This is a genomic window from Microvirga terrestris, from assembly GCF_015694425.1.
GTDB classification, from domain to species: domain Bacteria; phylum Pseudomonadota; class Alphaproteobacteria; order Rhizobiales; family Beijerinckiaceae; genus Microvirga; species Microvirga terrestris.
The window spans coordinates 1-16952 of record NZ_JADQDN010000007.1 but is presented as its reverse complement, the minus strand read 5'-3'; the positions used below and the strand labels follow the sequence as shown (position 1 = coordinate 16952).

The following is a 16952-nucleotide window of genomic DNA, read 5'->3' as shown; positions in this document are numbered from 1 at the left end:
GCGTCTGGTGCTTACCTTACTATGTAATCATCAGGGTTGAGACCTGCAGCCGGCCGGAGGCTGCACGAAAACTAAGTCTTACTGAGACGTGCTGGGCGCTGGGATTTTAATCCAGAACCCTCTCATTAAGAGGCAGATGTCCTCCTTCGCTCAAATTAGTTCCCCATTCCAACAGAAATATCCTCTTTAGCTCGCATTCAAGCAGTATACTTGAAATACTGATAATATACTGGAATTGATGTATTAGGCGGACCTCAGTTGACCAATTCCAGAGACATTTTCCATTATTCCTACGTAAAATAGGGAACTCGGTCCGGAGATAAATTCACAGATGACTGCCTCCACCGCCATCATATGACCTAAGCTATTAAACTAGGTTCCATCTGAGGACTTTGGGTAGCGTGACATGGGCAATCAAACAAGCGCTACACAACCCGTAGCTGTATGTCTCATCATCCACTCCAGAATTACGAGGCTTACGTTTGGAATTGGTCTCTGACTTCTGGGTAAAGCTGAGCTCTGGAAACACTCATATACAGTTTGTGAAGGAATAGACCGACGGCTGCCTGCGTTTGCCAGCCATGCAATTGCACTCAAAGCGCAGGATAGGCTCATGACTCCGGACAAAAATTCGCAAAATGTCAATTCGGAACAGATCAGTGGTTCCTACACCGGCCCCTCGCTCGGGCGAGCTTCTTTGCTCTTCGTGACCTCAGTCAGTTCCTTTATCGGCGCGAGTCTCTTGCTTGCTAGCATTTGACAAAGCAGCTGCGAAACATTTCTAACCCTTCGGAGCTGGAGGCCTCATCATGAGCAAAGTCAGGGTCGATCATACAGTGGAGCTCGTGGCGCGAGCAATTTACGAGGCTGAGCAACATGCACGCTCATGGGACAACGGGTCTGCGAGGAGCAGAGAGCGCTCCCGGGAGTATGCTTGGAATGCAATCAGACTGCTGAACGAAGACATCGGCGTTCTTCTCTTCGCGTTGAATGAGGCTGCAGCAGAACACTCGCCGGGAGTTTCGGGAGCGGCGACTTAACAATTCCCACGCTGATCAGCCGGCTTCAGCGCAGAGCTACGACAGAGCCAGCAGAATTGAGCTGGCATGCTACGCGAGACTGGCGAACCTGGCGGGCGTTTGCGCGGGCATACACGACGCGGACCTGGAGTGGGGCTATGAGGCCGCCGCGCGCCAAGCGGCTTGCCCGCCCAGCACCTGCTGCGTCCACCTGGATTGCCCCGTAACGAACCGCCGCCGCTGCGATGGAAGTGCGGCATAGCTCGACGATCTGACCAGAGACACCAGCTCGCATCGTGCGCGCTTCAACCAAGTCTTCTCTCTCGGCACGGGAGGATTCAAGGCGGGGGATAAGAGAGGATGGCAGGCTCAAATCAGTCATGCTCTCCCGCGTCGTGAGTGCTCCCGTTGCCGCCGCTATATCTCCCGAAGCCCTCGTACTTGACGCCGCCTGACGGCCTACACTACGGGTCTCCCGATCATCGCGAGCTCCGACGGTGGTGCTTCCTCCTCCACGATCAGCCGGTCTGGAATCTGGGTTGCTGACTCCTCCAGCAACTTCTCCGCTGGTACTGTTTCCCTGACTGCCACGCCCCTCGGCACCTCCTCCCCCCTTGCCGCTGCTTCCCCCCTGCCCACCACGGCCGCTCTCACCATCCTGGCCACTTCGTCCGCCCCTCTCTCCGCCACTGCTGTCGCTGTTGGAATTGCCACCATCGTTTCCTTTGCCGCCGCTGTTCCCATGGCCCTGACCGCCACCATTTCCATTGCCTTGGCTGCCGCCGTCTTTTCCCCCTCCACTATTGCCGTGACCACCCGAGTTGCCGCCACCATTTCCCTCATTCTTGGCGGCAACAGGATGAGCAGCCAGCAATACAGCCACGAAGATTGAAGTGAGAGGAATCCGGAGCATGCTTCCTCCTGATGGTTAGGGTTCTCGTGGCCACTGAGACTGAACGCTGACGGGGTTCACCAAAGTCGGCTGTCGGGCAGCAGATCGTTCGGCAGGCTGAGAGCACCAGGGCCGCGACGGTTTTGGGCGTCCTGAGTAAGCAATCGAGGCTGCTGATTTGCGCGTTGTGAGAGCTTTCCAACGAAACGCACACTTTGGTTCCTTTGCTCATGGGATAGCGTTGTCTGCCTTGATGCCTCAGGCTCAGGTGCGCGAACTGGAGCCGCCGCACTCTTGTCGACTGGTCTGGCCGGTGGTTTGGTCCCGATACTTAAGGGGGCTTGGCGAGGCGTGCTGTCCTTCGCTCTCTCACTTTTGTCTGGCCGGCCGCTTCGGTGCGGAGTTTGTCTTTGCTCCACAGATGAGGCCGTAGTCGTTACCGGGAGCAGAGGGAGCTTGGAGGACCGCTGTCCTGGATGGGCATCTCTCAGGTTATCGAGAGCAATATGATCATCATTTGGCTGAAGATGCTTGTCAGCCTCCATCCTGTCACTTTGCAGAGCAGTGATGATGGCCAGCTGATGCTGCACAGCTTCCAGCTGCATAAGAGCAGAAGCAGCTTTCGCCTTCTCGCTTTCTGCTGTTGTTTTCGCCATTAGGATCTGAGTACTGAGGCTTGCCAGTTCCTCCTGTAATGCGGTCACTTTCAACAATGCCTGTTCCGCAAGTCTCCTCTGCTCAGACTCGGCAATCGTAGACCCGGTTGCTTGCCTTGTATGCGCCTCTGTGTCAGCGAGTTGCTCCCGGAGAACCAGCACCTCCTCCTGCTTTTCCTGCAGGCTAGCCATTTGCTCCTGGAGGGCGGCGACCTGCAATCGCGCAGCAGCGGCGTTGTTCCGCTCTCTCTCAAATGCCACTTGAAGGGCAAGAAGCCGAACCTCTCCTTCGGCCGCGACGTCAGTGGAACTCTGCAATGCGAACAGAGGTAAATTCTGCCACCTCTCCGCTGGCGGAGAATATGAGTCGGGCAAAGCTCCGCCGCCTGCTTGCATGTTATTTGGAGCAAGCTGGATCTCGGCCACTTTCGGCAAGTGACTTTCTCTTACATGCCCTCCGCCTGCGAAGCTTGGCAACAGATATGCCGTGACACCCACTGCACCGAGAGCGCCTATCGCCCCCCACCACCTTCTGCCTAAGGTTGATGGGGCAAGCCTTTCTTCGTGGACTGCTCTAGATCGCCAGAACACTTGCCGGATCATAAGCGGTCCTCTGTTTCTGGACCTTCATCGGAGCGATAGCTCACACGAAAGCCGCATTGTCATACCGGCACGAAGGGTCTCTTGTTTCGGCTACCTCGCCCGATTACGATCTATTACTAGGCTACATTGTGGCTTCGTCATGTACTCTCATTGGCTATTTGGAACGATGATACCTTTGAGGGTATCCAGTGCCTATAAAGGGAGCCAGATTAACCGTTCGCAGGGCTCTCTTTATGGAGATCCTTTGACATCTGGCGGCGCTGGAGGAAGCATCCAATGAGTTGCATCATCCACATCAATATAGTCTCGCATATGACTATCGTAGAAAACGAACGCACCCTGAGGAAACTCAGGACCTTGATGCCAGAATACATCGATGTAACGGACTCCGTTTTCCGTCCATACATCGAGTTTGGAGCCGTCTCGAGGCGCAGATTTCAACGGCCGCCACTCACTCATTGTGGGATTCTCGAAGGAACAGGAATTCAGCTTTTTGGAACAACATGCGACAGCCTAACGATGCCTCATAGTGATAGTTATCACACGGAAAGTCAGAGAGTAGGAATATATCTCACTGTTCCATTTGAGATCAGGATAAGCTTTGCACTGTCCTGTAAGCGCAGTCGACTGCTGAGGAAGGATCGCGCGCTAGCGACTGGCGGATCAGAAAGCAATACCTGCGCCTTCATATCCAGGAGCGTCCGATAGCGTTCTACGTATCCGTCCAGAGCGGAATACCTTCTTCTGTGCCGGCGATAGAGTTGCATTGAGAACTTCGTTCAGGCTCTGGAGTTCCTCCTGTATGAGATCAAGGCGCGTTAGCAACTCGGCATCCGACATTCGGGCTGCCGGTCGACTGACGCTCAAAGGCTGCTGATCACCGATGGCTTGGCGGATAGTCGCGAGCGCAGTCTGGCCAATTCCCGGAACAGCCAGCCAGCTTCTATCGCAAATCCGGCTGACCTCCCGGACGGTAGGCCTGCGCCCCTTGAACTCGTGAAGAATGGCAGATTTCACCCGGGACGGAACGGCTTCTAGTGGGAATAACTCATTCTCATGCATCGTAAATCCCCGCATATCCCAAATACACCCATAAGGTCAGAGTTCAATCGAGGCGAAGGCGCGACAGGATTGAGACTGATTTGAGATTGCGCACGGCCATATACAGAAGAGATCAACATATCTCCTTTTGCTCCAAATCGAAGAGCCGCATGAACAGGTCGTGACATGATAGGCTTTTCCTCATCATAAAATTCCAATCACAACTATTTCGTAGTGGACTTTCCCCTTTCAAAGGCAGAGCTCACCTTGAACGACATGGCATCGAATCCAGATATCCGCCGAATATTGTCGCACGTATACTCCATAGCCTGCGTTCACGCGTTATCCATTATGGAACGAGCCTCATGCAAAGGAAGCGAACTTGAGATGGAATTACGATAGGCGTGAGATCATTGCCGATGGCATCGTGCATGCGGTCGGGGTGATCGTCGGAACCGTCTCAATCATCGCCTTGATCGTGCTGGCTGCCCCAACCGTCGGAGCGTGGGAGTTCACCTCCATTCTGGTCTATGGCGCTGGCCTTCTGACGGTGCTCACCGTCTCGGCGCTCTACAACCTCTGGCCGGTCTCGCCAGTCAAATGGACGCTCAGGCGGTTTGACCATTCAGCCATCTACCTCCTGATCGCGGGCACCTACACGCCGTTCATTACCCAGATGAAGGCGAATGCGGAATCCCTGGTGTTGCTGGTTGGTGTGTGGCTCACTTCTGCAATAGGAATTGCCCTCAAACTCAGTTTTCCTGGCCGGTTCGACCGCCTCTCCATCCTGCTCTATCTGTTTCTGAGTTGGAGCGGCGTCATGGCCTATGAGTCCGTTTTCGGGGCGCTTCCAGGGTCCACCCTCTGGCTTCTCGCCATCGGGGGCATTCTCTATACAGCCGGCGTGGTGTTCCACATCTGGGAAAGCCTGCGCTTTCAGAATGCGATCTGGCACGCTTTCGTCCTGGCCGCGGCCGCCTGCCACTATGGTGCCGTGCTCGACTGCCTCGTGCTTGCACGGGCGTGACAGAGCACAGTCTTTGCGCAGGCATTACAGGCTCAAAAAGTACGAAGGCAGCGCCACATGGCAATTTACCCAGCGCCTCCTTCACTCTCTCCCCGATCACTCATTTCTTCCTGTTGTAAACGTCCAAGGACACGGCAGCGAGCAGCACAAGCCCCTTGATGACCTGCTGATAGTCGATGCCGATTCCTAAGATCGACATGCCGTTGTTCATCACACCCATGACGAAGGCGCCGATAACGGCACCCGTCACCTTGCCGACGCCACCTGTGGCCGAGGCGCCGCCGATAAACACGGCTGCGATCACGTCGAGCTCGAAGCCAAGGCCGGCCTTCGGCGTGGCCGTATTGAGACGTGCTGCGAAGATCAGGCCGGCGAGGCCTGCCAGCACGCCCATGTTGACGAAGGTGAGAAAGGTCAGACGCTCGGTCTTGATACCCGAGAGCTTCGCAGCCTTCTCGTTGCCGCCCAGGGCATAGACCCGCCGGCCAATGGTGGTTCGGTTGGTTACGAAGGCATAAAGCGCGATCAGCACGGCCATGATCACAAGGACGTTCGGCAACCCGCGATAGGTCGCCATGAGATAGCAGAACGCAATCACCAGAACGGCGAGCAGGCCGTTCTTGAAGAGGAACAGGCCGAAAGGTGCGGTCTCGACAGCATGCTTGAGCTGGTTGGCGCGGCTGCGGAAGCTGAAATAGATGATCGCTGCAACGCTCGCCGTTCCTAGGAACAGGGCCGTGTAGTTGAACCCCTCTCCGCCGAAGACGTCAGGAATAAAACCTGAGCTCAGGCGCTGGAACACCACCGGGAAAGGACCGACCGACATACCGCCGAGGAGCGCCAGAGTCAGCCCCTTGAAGACGAGCATGCCGGCGAGTGTTACGATAAAAGATGGTACCTTGAAATACGCGACCCAATAGCCCTGAGCCGCACCGATCAGGCCGCCGACAATCAGGCATGCGATAGTGGTCGTCACCGGATCGAAGCCCCACCGGACCATCATGATAGCGGCCAGACCGCCGACGAAGCCGACGATGGAGCCTACCGAGAGGTCGATATGCCCGGCCACAATCACGAGCAGCATGCCAAGCGCCATGATGACGATGTAGCTGTTCTGCAGCACGAGGTTGGTGAGGTTGAGAGGCCGCAGCAGGGTGCCGTTGGTGACCACCTGAAAGAACAGCATGATGACCAGAAGCGACAGCAGCATGCCGTAATCGCGGAAATGAGCCTTGATGAACTCCATCCACGAGGTCTTGGGCTGGGAAACGTTAAGCTCGTCAGCGGTTCTGGTGTCCATCTCAGCGTCTCCCGGACTTGACGATAGCGTGCATGATCTTCTCCTGGGACGCTTCGGCGATACTGAACTCGGCAATCAGGGAGCCTTCGTTCATGACATAAATCCTGTCGCACATGCCGAGCAGTTCCGGCATCTCAGAGGATATCATGAGAACACCTTTCCCGGCATCGGCCAGCCTGTTGATGATCGTATAGATCTCATATTTCGCACCGACGTCGATTCCCCGGGTCGGCTCGTCGAGGATAAGAATCTCAGGATCGGAGAAGAGCCACTTGCTCAGAACGACCTTCTGTTGGTTGCCGCCTGACAGATTCACGGTCTCCTGGAAGACGCTGGGGCTGCGAATGCGCATCTTGGCGCGATAATCGTTGGCGACCGCCAGCTCCTGGATGTCGTCGATGACGAACCTCTTGGAGACACCTTCGAGATTGGCGAGGGTCACGTTCTTACGAACATCTTCGGCCAGAACCAAGCCATAGGTCTTGCGATCCTCGGTAGCGTAGGCGATCCTATTCGAGACCGCCTTTTCCACCGTGCTCACGTCGATCTGCCGACCGTGGAGCATCACGCGGCCGGATATATTCTGGCCAAAGCTGCGTCCGAACAAGCTCATGGCGAACTCGGTCCGGCCCGCGCCCATCAGCCCAGCGACGCCGACGATCTCGCCGCGCCGGATATTCAGGTTGACGTTCTTGACCACCTGCACATGGGTGTGAATCGGGTGATAGGCGGACCAGTTCTCGACCTCGAAGATGATCTCGCCGATCTTCGGCTCGCGCTTGGGGTAGCGGTCCTCCATGGTACGGCCAACCATGCCGCGGATGATACGGTCCTCACTGACGGCTTCCGCACGACAATCCAGCGTCTCGACCGTTCCGCCATCCCGGAGGACCGTGATGGCATCCGCGACCTTCGAGATCTCGTTGAGCTTGTGCGATATCAGGATCGAGGAAATCCCCTGAGCCTTGAACTGGAGCAAGAGGTTCAGGAGTGCGTCGCTATCCTTTTCATTCAGGCTGGCGGTCGGCTCATCGAGAATGAGAAGCTTCACCTTCTTCGACAGTGCCTTGGCAATCTCTACAAGCTGCTGCTTGCCGACGCCGAGATTGGTCACGAGCGTTTCTGGCGACTCATTGAGGCCGACGACCTTGAGCAGTTCCTTGGTGCGGGAGAACGCCAGCGACCAGTCAATGACGCCGTACTTAGCCTGCTCGTTGCCGAGAAAAATGTTTTCAGCAATCGACAGAAGCGGCACGAGTGCCAATTCCTGGTGGATGATGATTATGCCGAGCGCTTCGCTGTCGGCTATGCCCTTGAAGCGGCGCTCCTCACCTTCGTAGACGATGGAGCCGGAATAGGAACCGTGCGGATAGACGCCGCTCAGAACCTTCATGAGCGTGGACTTGCCAGCACCATTCTCCCCGACCAGCGCATGGATCTCGCCGGCCTGAACGGTGATGTTGACGTCGTCGAGCGCCTTCACTCCTGGGAAAGTCTTCGTGATCCCCCGCATTTCAAGGATCGCATTCATCGTATGTCCTCAAGCCACAAAGGTGGCAGGCGCCCTGCAAATGAGGAAGGACCCCGCGCATGCGCGGGGCCCTGTTGCATTGAGCCCATTACTTGAACTCGGTTTCCTTGTAGTAGCCGCTGCCGACCAGAACTTCCTTCCAGTTCGACGCATCGACGCTGACCGGCTTCAGCAGGTAGGCCGGCACGGTCTTGACGCCGTTCTCGTAGGTCTTGGTGTCATTGACTTCCGGCTGCTTGCCGGAGAGCACGGCATCGACCATGTTGACCGTGACCTTGGCCAGTTCACGGGTGTCCTTGAACACCGTCGAAGTCTGCTCCTTGGCAAGGATCGACTTGATCGATGGCACCTCGGCATCCTGACCGGTGATCACCGGCATCGGCTGTTTCGGCGTGCCGTAGCCCACGCCCTTGAGCGAGGAGATGATGCCGATGCTCAAGCCATCATAGGGTGAGAGAACCGCATCGACACGCTTGTCGGTGTAGTAGGCGGAGAGCAGATTATCCATACGGGCTTGGGCAACGGCGCCGTCCCAACGCAGGGTCGAGACCTTGTCCATCCCGGTCTGGCCGCTTTGAACCTTCAACTTGCCGCTTTTGATGTATGGGTCGAGAACGGACATGGCGCCGTTGTAGAAGAAGAACGCGTTGTTGTCGTCCGGCGAGCCGCCGAACAGCTCGATATTGAACGGGCCTTTGCCTTCCTTCAACCCAAGGGCCTTCTCGATGTAGCCGCCCTGGAGCACGCCGACCTGGAAGTTGTCGAAGGTTGCGTAATAGTCGACATTTTTGGAGTTACGGATCAGGCGATCATAGGCAATGACCTTGATGCCCTTGTCGGCCGCCTGCTGCAGTGCGTCGGACAGGGTCGTTCCATCGATCGCCGCGATCACGAGCACCTTGGAACCCTTGGTGATCATGTTCTCGATCTGGGAGAGCTGGTTCGGGATATCGTCTTCCGCGTATTGCAGATCGACGTTGTAGCCCTTCTCCTTCAGCACCTTGACCATATTGTTGCCGTCGTCGATCCAACGTGCGGACGACTTTGTCGGCATGGCGACGCCGACAGTACCCTTATCCTGCGCCTGTGCGGCACCAAACAGGCCGAAGGCTCCGAGAGCCACAGCAGCCATTGTGGTCGTAAATGTCTTCAAGGTCGTTCTCCCTCTTGTTCATGCCCAGGCTTTTGTCTCACGCCTGGCGCAAATCGGCACCCTTGCCCAAGAACTTTCCGTCAGTTCGGCGCCTCAGCCTCGACCGAAAGCAGCTGACTGATCTTGTATTAGGGCAGGCCGCTTTCCTGGAGCAGCCCTGCTCTTCTTTTCCGATGGAGTGTTAGTTCGATACGTCGACAATAAATCATACTATAATACTATTCAGGGCAGCAAGCATTCATCCGAGTCAGTCAACCCGCCCCAGAGAACGCATGAATCTGGATGTTGGCCAGTGAACTCTCAGCATGCTTGATCTGAACCCTCTCGGCCGCCTGCAGGATGAGCGCAGCCATCGCGTCGCTTGCTGCGGATGGCCGGCGCTGCTCGATGGCGTCGAACACGGCCTGGTGCTGGCGCATCACCTCTTTGAAACGGTCGTCACTGGAAACCGGGGAGCTGATGGTGAAGGATGTCGCCAGCGCGGCTCCGATGACGGAACCAATCGATTGCAGAAAGGGATTGCCCGAAGCCTCCAGAATGGCCTGGTGGAAGGCCAGATCGGCTTTCGTGAATCCCTGCCGGTTGCTCTCGCATCCATACATGCCCTGAAGCGCCTTGTGCATGGCCCTGAGCTGTTCCGGCGTCCGACGTAAAGCTGCCGTCGCGCAAGCGAGCGGCTCAAGCATCTGCCGGATCTCGAACAGCCATCCCAGAAAGCGGGCGTCGACGCCCATCTCGAGATGCCATTCGAGGATGTCTGCGTCGAACATGTTCCAGTTGTTTCGATCCAGAACCTTGGTGCCGACCTTCGTCTTGGACTCGATCAATCCCTTGGCGGCCAACGTCTTCAAGGCTTCCCGGAGGGCCGTGCGTGAAACGCCGAAGAGCTCCATCAACTCCCCGTCGCCGGGCAGGATGCTGCCCACAGGGAAGCGGCCCTGCATGATGTTCTGACCAATCCCATGGGCAACGAGATCATGAGCCGATCGCGATCTTGAGGGCCTCCGGAAATCGTTCACCAACACCATGATCCTGTTCTCTCAGTTGGACCGGGATCGAACAGATGCCGCCGACAATCCCCGCTGCAAGACGATGAATGCAAACAGCAGAGCACCAATGGCAATTTTCGTCCACCAGGAACTCAAGGTTCCTTCGAAGGTAATGTAGGTCTGAATCAACCCTTGGATCAGAACGCCGACAAGGGTGCCGATGATCGTTCCATAGCCGCCCGTCAGCAGCGTGCCGCCGATGACCACGGCCGCGATGGTGTCGAGCTCAACCCCGGTAGCAGCCAGCGAATAGCCTGCGGAGGTGTAGAAGGAAAAGACAATTCCCGCCAAGGCGGCAAGGAGGCTCGACAGCATGTAGATCCGAACCGTCGTCTTACCTACAGGAATGCCCATCAGTTCAGCGGACGTCCGGTTACCGCCCAGCGCATAAACATTGGCACCGAACCGTGTAAAATGAGCCAGGACAACGCCGGCCGCGAAGGTCACCAGCATGACGATGGCGATGATGGTCAGTCGACCCCCGCCCGGCAGGGCGAAAGCAATGTCAGTGATCTGGCCATAGGCCGGTGCGTTGATCGGGATCGAGTCCGTGGTGAGCACGAAGCAGAGCCCCCGCGCCAGGAACATGCCCGCGAGGGTGACGATGAAGGCCGGGATCTGAAAGGCGTGGATCAGGAAGCCCATGCCGGCTCCGAACAGCGCAGCCAAGCCGAGAATGAGAATGAAAGCCAAGTATGGGTTGAGGTTGTATCGCTCGATCGCGACTGCCAGGAACACACCTGTGAAGGCGATCACCGAGCCGACCGAGAGATCGATGCCACCGGAGAGGATCACGAAGGTCATGCCAACCGCTACGATGCCAAGAAAGGCATTGTCGGTGAGAAGATTGCCGATCACGCGCGTCGAGGCGAAGTTGGGAAACTGAGCGAGGCAGATCAGATAGCCGACGATGAAGACGGCCAGCGTGATGAGAACCGGAAGGTGCCGCCGGATCATGCCTTGCCCCTCCAGATGGCGCGAACAGCGGACAGGACGGGAGACTGGGCCAGGAGCACGGCAAGCACGACGATCGCCTTCACGATGAGGTTGTATTCCGGCGGGTAGCCGCTCAGCAGAATGCCGGTGTTCATGGCCTGGATGATGAGGGCCCCGACCACCGAGAGGCCAAGGCTGAAGCGTCCGCCGAACAGGGACGTGCCGCCGATCACCACGGCGAGAATGGCATCGAGTTCGAGCCACAAGCCTGCGTTGTTGGCATCAGCCCCGCGAATATCGGCGGTGACGATCAGGCCGGCAATGGCCGCACAGAGGCTGCACCACATGTAGACCGCAATGGTGACGGCCTTGGTGCCGATCCCCGCATAAGCGCTGGAGCGGATGTTAGCCCCGATGGCTTCGATGAAGAGCCCGAGCGCCGTGTAACGGACCACGAGATGAGTGATGAGGAGCATCACGAGGGCGATGACCACCGGCATCGGCAGCATCAGGAACGACCCGCCGCCGATCAAGGCGAAGCCTTCGCTCACGAAGGTGATGATCTGCCCCTCCGTGACGAGTTGCGCAAAGCCGCGTCCAGCCACCATCAGGATCAGAGTCGCCACGAAGGGCTGGATCTCAAGGACAGCGACGAGAATGCCGTTCCATAGACCGCAAAGGAGCCCGACACCGGCCGCCGCTAAAAGTGCGGCAGGAAGCGGGTAACCCTGCGCTGTTAAGGTTGCAGCCACCGCGCCGGCAATCGCCATGACGGCGCCGACGGAAAGATCGATGCCTCGAGTGGCGATGACGAGCGTCATCCCTAAGGCGAGAATCGCGACAGGTGCTCCCCTGTTCAGCACGTCGATGAGGCTGCCGAACAGGCGCCCGTCCTGCAGGCGCAGGGCGAAGAAGTCGCGGAAGACGAGCCAGTTGACGATCAGGACGATCAGGAGCGCCGCAACCTGAGGCAGCCCCTTAGGTAAGCTACGTGGAGCAATGGCCTGAATCATGCCGCTCATGAATGGCTCGCAATGGTTGTCATGATGGTATCGGCACTCACTTCGTCTCCGGAAAGCTCGCGCACATGCCTGCGATCCCGCAGTACAACGACCCGGTCGCTATAGGATGCGATTTCTTCGAGTTCGGAGGAGATCACAAGGAGCGCAAGCCCATCCTCGCACAGCCGCTCGATCAGACGGATGATCTCGGCATGGGCGCCCACATCGATGCCTCGCGTCGGCTCGTCGAGAATGAGGAAGCGCGGCTCGGTGGCAAGCCAGCGCGCCAGCAGCGCCTTCTGCTGGTTGCCGCCGGATAGAAGACCGATCGGCTTTTCCGCATCTGGCGTGCGGATGTCGAGAAGCTTGATGAAACGGCTTGCGATTTCATCCTGCTTGGTTGTCGGGATCTTGTGGAGCCAGCCACGCTGCGCCTGCAGGGCCAGAATGATGTTCTCGCGGACGGACAGCTCTGCAACGATACCTTCCGTCTTGCGATCCTCAGGAGTGAAGCCGAAGCGCAAACGTGCAGCATCGCGCGGGGTCGCGAGGCGGACAGGTCTACCGTCGACGAAGGCCTGTCCGCTGTCCGCCCGTTCGATGCCGAAGACCAGCTTGGCGGTCTCAGTCCGCCCGGATCCAAGGAGACCGGCGAGCCCCACGACCTCACCAGGGCGCAAAGCCAGATCGAACGGCTCTAGCAGGCGGCTCTTGCCGTAATTCCTGAAGGCGACGAGCGGCTCTCCCGTCACGGCAGGGCGCTGGTTGCGATGGAGAGCCTCTGCGGCGAGCTCACGCCCCAGCATCATGGACACGAGTTCGATCCGCGGCAACTCGGCTATGGGGCGGGAGCCCACAAGGCGCCCGTTGCGCAGCACGGTGATGCGGTCGCAGACGGCGTAGACCTGATCGAGGAAATGCGTGACGAACACGATGCCGATGCCACGGCTCTTCAGACGCCTCAGGATTCCGAAGAGCGTCTCGACCTCTTGGGCGTCAAGGCTTGCCGTCGGCTCGTCCAGGATCAGCACCTTGGCCGAGAGGTCGACCGCGCGGGCAATCGCAATGATCTGCTGAATGGCCACGGAGTAACTGCTCAGCGGATTGGCGACGTCGATATCGAGGCCGTAGCCCGCGAGCAACTCGGAGGCGCGGCGGCGCATCTCGCGGGTGCGCACGAGACCGAAGCGATGCGGCTGGCGACCGATGAAGAGGTTCTCCGCCACGGAGAGATTCGGCAGGAGGTTGACCTCCTGATAGACGGTTCCGATTCCCAAGGAGAGCGCATCAGCGGTGTCCCGAGCCGTGACCTCCTGCCCTTCAAGGCGTATGATGCCGGCATCGCGCCGCAACACGCCCGTCAAGACCTTGATCAAGGTCGACTTGCCGGCGCCGTTCTCGCCGAGCAGGCCGTGGATCTCTCCGGCATGGAGGGTGAAATCTACGTGATCGAGGGCCTGTACCCCTGGAAAGCCCTTCGTGAGACCTCGGATCTCTAGGAGTTGAGGCTGTTCTGTCACCGGCTGCATCACGCCCTCGCCTGCCACGCGCAAAACCGCCGAAACTTGGCGGGTCCGAATGGCAGCAGGCAGAACCTGCCTGCTGCCATTTATGCCTTATGATCTTAGTAGAGATCTTTGCGCTTGTCGTACTCGGCCTTCGCCGTCTCCGGCGTATAGACCTTGGACTCCGTCTGAATCCACTTCGGCGGCTGCTTGCCGTCTTTCTTGAACGCCACCAAGGCGTCGAGGGCCGGGCCCGCCATGTTCGGGGTCAGCTCGACGGTCACATTGGCCTCACCGTCGGCCATAGCCTTGAAGATGTCCGGAACGGCATCGATGGACACGATCTTGATGTCCTTGCCGGGCTTCAATCCCGCTTCCTTGATGGCCTGAATGGCGCCGATCGCCATATCATCGTTATGCGCATAGACGGCGCAGATGTTCTTGCCGCCGCCTTCGGCCTTGATGAAGCTCTCCATGACTTCCTTGCCCTTGGTGCGGGTGAAGTCGCCGGACTGGGTGCGGACGATCTTCATGCCGGGATTGGCGGCCACGACCTGATCGAACCCCTTCTTGCGGTTGATCGCCGGGCTCGAGCCGACCGTGCCCTGCAGTTCCACCACATTGCACTTGCCGCCGGTCTCCTTGGCCAGCCACTCGCCCGCAACCTTGCCTTCATAGACCGTATCGGAGGTCACGGCCGTAAGATAAAGCGAATCGTCCTTCGTCTCGATGGAGCGGTCGAGCAGCACCACAGGGATCTTGGCATCCTTGGCCTCTTTGAGAACGGCATCCCAGCCGGTCGACACGACCGGCGCGATGAAGATTCCGTCGACGCCCTGCGCGATGAAGGAGCGCACGGCGCGAATCTGGTTCTCCTGCTTCTGCTGCGCATCGGAGATCTTCAGATCGACGCCGCGCTTGTCAGCCTCGATCTTCGAGACCTTGGTCTCGGCAGCGCGCCAGCCGGATTCCGATCCGACCTGTGAGAAGCCGATGGTCATTTTGGATTGGGCGTAGGCGGCGCCTGAGGACAGCATCAGTGCAGCCATGCCGATTGTCGTCAAAAGATGACGGGCCTTCATGCGTTCTCTCCCTCAATTTGTCGTTGCTCTTCGACTTTAGCAGCCTTAACAGCTGCCTATTAGTAGTATTATATGAATTAAAGGGAGCGCCTATTCAACCAAAGTCGTGGGGTCATAGCCTCATTCGGATGGCGCGATAGTGGATCAAAGGCGAGCACGATGAGCGAAGACAAGAAGCGCCCTCTCCGCAGCCAGGCTTGGTTTGGCCGCCAGGACAAGATGGGGTTCTATTATCGCTCCTTCCTCAAGAACAGCGGCTTCCCCCAGGACCAATTCGACGGACGCCCCGTTATCGGAATCTGCAACACTTGGTCCGAACTCACCCCCTGCAACGCCCATTTCCGCACCATCGCCGAGCATGTGAAGTACGGTGTGCTGGATGCCGGCGGCTTCCCGCTCGAGTTCCCTGTCTCCTCGCTGGGCGAGGTGACCATGCGCCCGACCGCCATGCTGTTCCGCAATCTTGCCGCCATGGACGTAGAAGAGGCGATTCGTGCCCATCCTCTCGATGGCGTCGTCCTCCTCATGGGCTGCGACAAGACCACCCCCGCCCTGCTCATGGGGGCAGCCTCTGCGGACCTACCCACCATCGGCGTCTCGGGCGGGCCGCAACTGCGCGGCGTGTATCGCGGCAAGTATATCGGGTCCGGCACCAACATCATCTCCATGAGCGAGCAGCTGCGCGCCGGCGAGGTCACGCTGGAGGAGTTCCATGAGGCGGAGAGCGGCATGAACCGCTCGGCCGGCCACTGCATGACCATGGGCACCGGCTCGACCATGGCATCCATGGTCGAAGCGCTCGGCGTCGGCCTACCCGAGAATGCCGCCATCCCGGCAAGCGATGCCCGTCGCAATCAGCTCGCCCGCATGGCAGGCCGCCGCATCGTAGAGATGGTGCATGAGGATCTCATTCTGTCGAAGATCATGACCCGCGAGGCTTTCGAGAACGCCATCCGCACGCTGGCGGCCATTGGCGGCTCGACCAACGCGGTGGTGCATCTACTGGCCATCGCCGGCCGTGTCGGCATCGACCTCACGCTGGACGATTTCGACCGGCTCGGGCGCGACATCCACTGCCTCGTCGATCTCATGCCCTCCGGCCGTTTCCTGATGGAGGATTTCTACTATGCCGGCGGCCTGCCGGTGGTTCTGCGCACGCTAGGTGAGCGCGGCCTGCTGCACAAGGATGCGCTGACCACCAACGGCAAGACGATCTGGGACAACGTCAAGGATGCACCGTGCTGGAACCGGGAGGTGATCACCTCCTTCGAGGAGCCGTTCAAGCCGGAAGCCGGCATTGCCATCCTCAAAGGCAATCTGGCGCCGAACGGCGCCGTCATCAAGCCGTCCGCCGCTTCGCCTGAACTGATGCAGCATACGGGCCGAGCGGTGGTGTTCGAAACGATCGAGGATCTGCACCACCGCATCGACGACGAGGATCTCGACATCGACGAAACCTGCATCATGGTGCTCAAGAATTGCGGTCCCAAGGGGTATCCGGGCATGGCGGAGGTCGGCAACATGCCCCTGCCGCAGAAGCTGCTCAAGAAGGGTGTCCGCGACATGATCCGCATCTCGGATGCGCGCATGTCCGGCACCGCCTACGGAACCGTGGTTCTGCACGTGGCGCCGGAAGCAGCCGCCGGCGGGCCCCTGGCCCTGGTGCAGAATGGAGACCTGATCACCCTTGATGTGCAGGCCCGCAGCTTGCATCTTCACGTGGAAGCGCAGGAGATGGAGCGTAGGCAGGCTACCTGGGTTCCACCAGAGCCGCACGCGACGCGCGGCTGGGCCAAGCTCTATGTCGACCATGTCCTGCAAGCCGACAAAGGCGTTGACTTGGACTTCCTGGTGGGCCGCACCGGCTCGCCTGTTCCGCGCGACAACCACTAGAAGACGATACAGCCATCATGAAGGAAGAGACCATGCCCGCAGCCGGCAGCAGTTCCACCCGCCCCTATCGTGGTGTTTTTCCGGTAGCGCCCACCATCTTCGATGATAGCGGCCGCCTCGATCTCGAAGGTCAAAAGCGCGCTATCGATTTCATGATCGACGCAGGCTCCGACGGCCTCTGCATCCTGGCGAATTTCTCCGAGCAGTTCCTGCTGCGCGACGAGGAGCGCGAGGCCGTGATGACGACGGTGCTCGAGCATGTGG

The 16952-nt window shown here is 58.6% G+C and carries 13 protein-coding genes; 3 read left to right on the top strand and 10 right to left on the bottom strand.

Annotated features, from left to right (window positions below):
* Positions 1-1478: 1478 nt before the first annotated feature.
* Positions 1479-1853: a hypothetical protein gene (locus I2H36_RS14545; RefSeq protein ID WP_196264631.1), complete on the bottom strand. Its 375-nt coding sequence runs from the start codon at positions 1851-1853 to the stop codon at positions 1479-1481.
* Positions 1854-1988: 135 nt separating this feature from the next.
* Positions 1989-3002: a hypothetical protein gene (locus tag I2H36_RS14540; protein WP_196264630.1), complete on the bottom strand. Its 1014-nt coding sequence runs from the start codon at positions 3000-3002 to the stop codon at positions 1989-1991.
* A 1591-nt stretch (positions 3003-4593) separates the two neighbouring features.
* On the opposite strand from I2H36_RS14540, the gene trhA reads away from it, so the two are divergent.
* On the top strand, positions 4594-5238 hold the full coding sequence (gene trhA / locus I2H36_RS14535) for a PAQR family membrane homeostasis protein TrhA (RefSeq protein ID WP_196264629.1): 645 nt from the start codon (positions 4594-4596) through the stop codon (positions 5236-5238).
* Between the two features lie 100 nt (positions 5239-5338).
* Here the strand turns inward: trhA and mmsB are convergent, their stop codons facing one another.
* The 8 genes from mmsB to ytfQ all read right to left on the bottom strand — a co-directional run bounded on the left by mmsB (position 5339) and on the right by ytfQ (position 14795).
* Positions 5339-6484 carry a multiple monosaccharide ABC transporter permease gene (gene mmsB, locus I2H36_RS14530; RefSeq protein ID WP_425523313.1) on the bottom strand — a complete coding sequence of 382 codons (1146 nt, stop codon included), beginning with the start codon at positions 6482-6484 and terminating at the stop codon, positions 5339-5341.
* Between the two features lie 55 nt (positions 6485-6539).
* Positions 6540-8069 (bottom strand): multiple monosaccharide ABC transporter ATP-binding protein, encoded by a 1530-nt coding sequence (gene mmsA, locus I2H36_RS14525; protein WP_196264627.1) that lies wholly within the window; start codon positions 8067-8069, stop codon positions 6540-6542.
* 88 nt (positions 8070-8157) lie between these two features.
* Positions 8158-9201: a multiple monosaccharide ABC transporter substrate-binding protein gene (gene chvE / locus I2H36_RS14520; RefSeq protein WP_425523312.1), complete on the bottom strand. Its 1044-nt coding sequence runs from the start codon at positions 9199-9201 to the stop codon at positions 8158-8160.
* A gap of 272 nt (positions 9202-9473) precedes the next feature.
* Positions 9474-10250 (bottom strand): FadR/GntR family transcriptional regulator, encoded by a 777-nt coding sequence (locus I2H36_RS14515; RefSeq protein WP_196264625.1) that lies wholly within the window; start codon positions 10248-10250, stop codon positions 9474-9476.
* Positions 10251-10262: 12 nt separating this feature from the next.
* Positions 10263-11228: a galactofuranose ABC transporter, permease protein YjfF gene (gene yjfF, locus I2H36_RS14510; RefSeq protein WP_196264624.1), complete on the bottom strand. Its 966-nt coding sequence runs from the start codon at positions 11226-11228 to the stop codon at positions 10263-10265.
* Positions 11225-12229, bottom strand: a complete 1005-nt coding sequence (ytfT, locus tag I2H36_RS14505; RefSeq protein WP_196264623.1) for a galactofuranose ABC transporter, ATP-binding protein YtfT — start codon at positions 12227-12229, stop codon at positions 11225-11227. The genes yjfF and ytfT overlap by 4 nt, the downstream gene beginning before the upstream one ends.
* Positions 12226-13737, bottom strand: a complete 1512-nt coding sequence (ytfR, locus tag I2H36_RS14500; RefSeq protein WP_196264622.1) for a galactofuranose ABC transporter, ATP-binding protein YtfR — start codon at positions 13735-13737, stop codon at positions 12226-12228. The genes ytfT and ytfR overlap by 4 nt, the downstream gene beginning before the upstream one ends.
* Before the next feature lie 95 nt (positions 13738-13832).
* Positions 13833-14795: a galactofuranose ABC transporter, galactofuranose-binding protein YtfQ gene (ytfQ, locus tag I2H36_RS14495; RefSeq protein WP_196264621.1), complete on the bottom strand. Its 963-nt coding sequence runs from the start codon at positions 14793-14795 to the stop codon at positions 13833-13835.
* A gap of 159 nt (positions 14796-14954) precedes the next feature.
* Between ytfQ and I2H36_RS14490 the strand changes: the two genes are divergently transcribed.
* Entirely contained in the window at positions 14955-16688 is a 1734-nt protein-coding gene (locus tag I2H36_RS14490; RefSeq protein ID WP_196264620.1) for an IlvD/Edd family dehydratase, read from the top strand.
* A gap of 32 nt (positions 16689-16720) precedes the next feature.
* Positions 16721-16952: dihydrodipicolinate synthase family protein (locus I2H36_RS14485; RefSeq protein WP_196264743.1), on the top strand; the 232-nt coding region annotated here is incomplete at its 3' end.

Excerpts from the sequence above, each read along its gene's own strand:
- mmsA (WP_196264627.1), bottom strand. The coding sequence starts at position 8,069 with ATGAATGCGATCCTTGAAATGCGGGGGATCACGAAGACTTTCCCAGGA.
- ytfT (WP_196264623.1), bottom strand. The coding sequence starts at position 12,229 with ATGAGCGGCATGATTCAGGCCATTGCTCCACGTAGCTTACCTAAGGGG.
- ytfQ (WP_196264621.1), bottom strand. The coding sequence starts at position 14,795 with ATGAAGGCCCGTCATCTTTTGACGACAATCGGCATGGCTGCACTGATG.
- mmsB (WP_425523313.1), bottom strand. The coding sequence starts at position 6,484 with ATGGAGTTCATCAAGGCTCATTTCCGCGATTACGGCATGCTGCTGTCG.
- I2H36_RS14515 (WP_196264625.1), bottom strand. The coding sequence starts at position 10,250 with ATGGTGTTGGTGAACGATTTCCGGAGGCCCTCAAGATCGCGATCGGCT.
- yjfF (WP_196264624.1), bottom strand. The coding sequence starts at position 11,228 with ATGATCCGGCGGCACCTTCCGGTTCTCATCACGCTGGCCGTCTTCATC.
- I2H36_RS14545 (WP_196264631.1), bottom strand. The coding sequence starts at position 1,853 with ATGGTGGCGGCAACTCGGGTGGTCACGGCAATAGTGGAGGGGGAAAAG.
- I2H36_RS14490 (WP_196264620.1), top strand. The coding sequence starts at position 14,955 with ATGAGCGAAGACAAGAAGCGCCCTCTCCGCAGCCAGGCTTGGTTTGGC.
- ytfR (WP_196264622.1), bottom strand. The coding sequence starts at position 13,737 with ATGCAGCCGGTGACAGAACAGCCTCAACTCCTAGAGATCCGAGGTCTC.
- chvE (WP_425523312.1), bottom strand. The coding sequence starts at position 9,201 with ATGGCTGCTGTGGCTCTCGGAGCCTTCGGCCTGTTTGGTGCCGCACAG.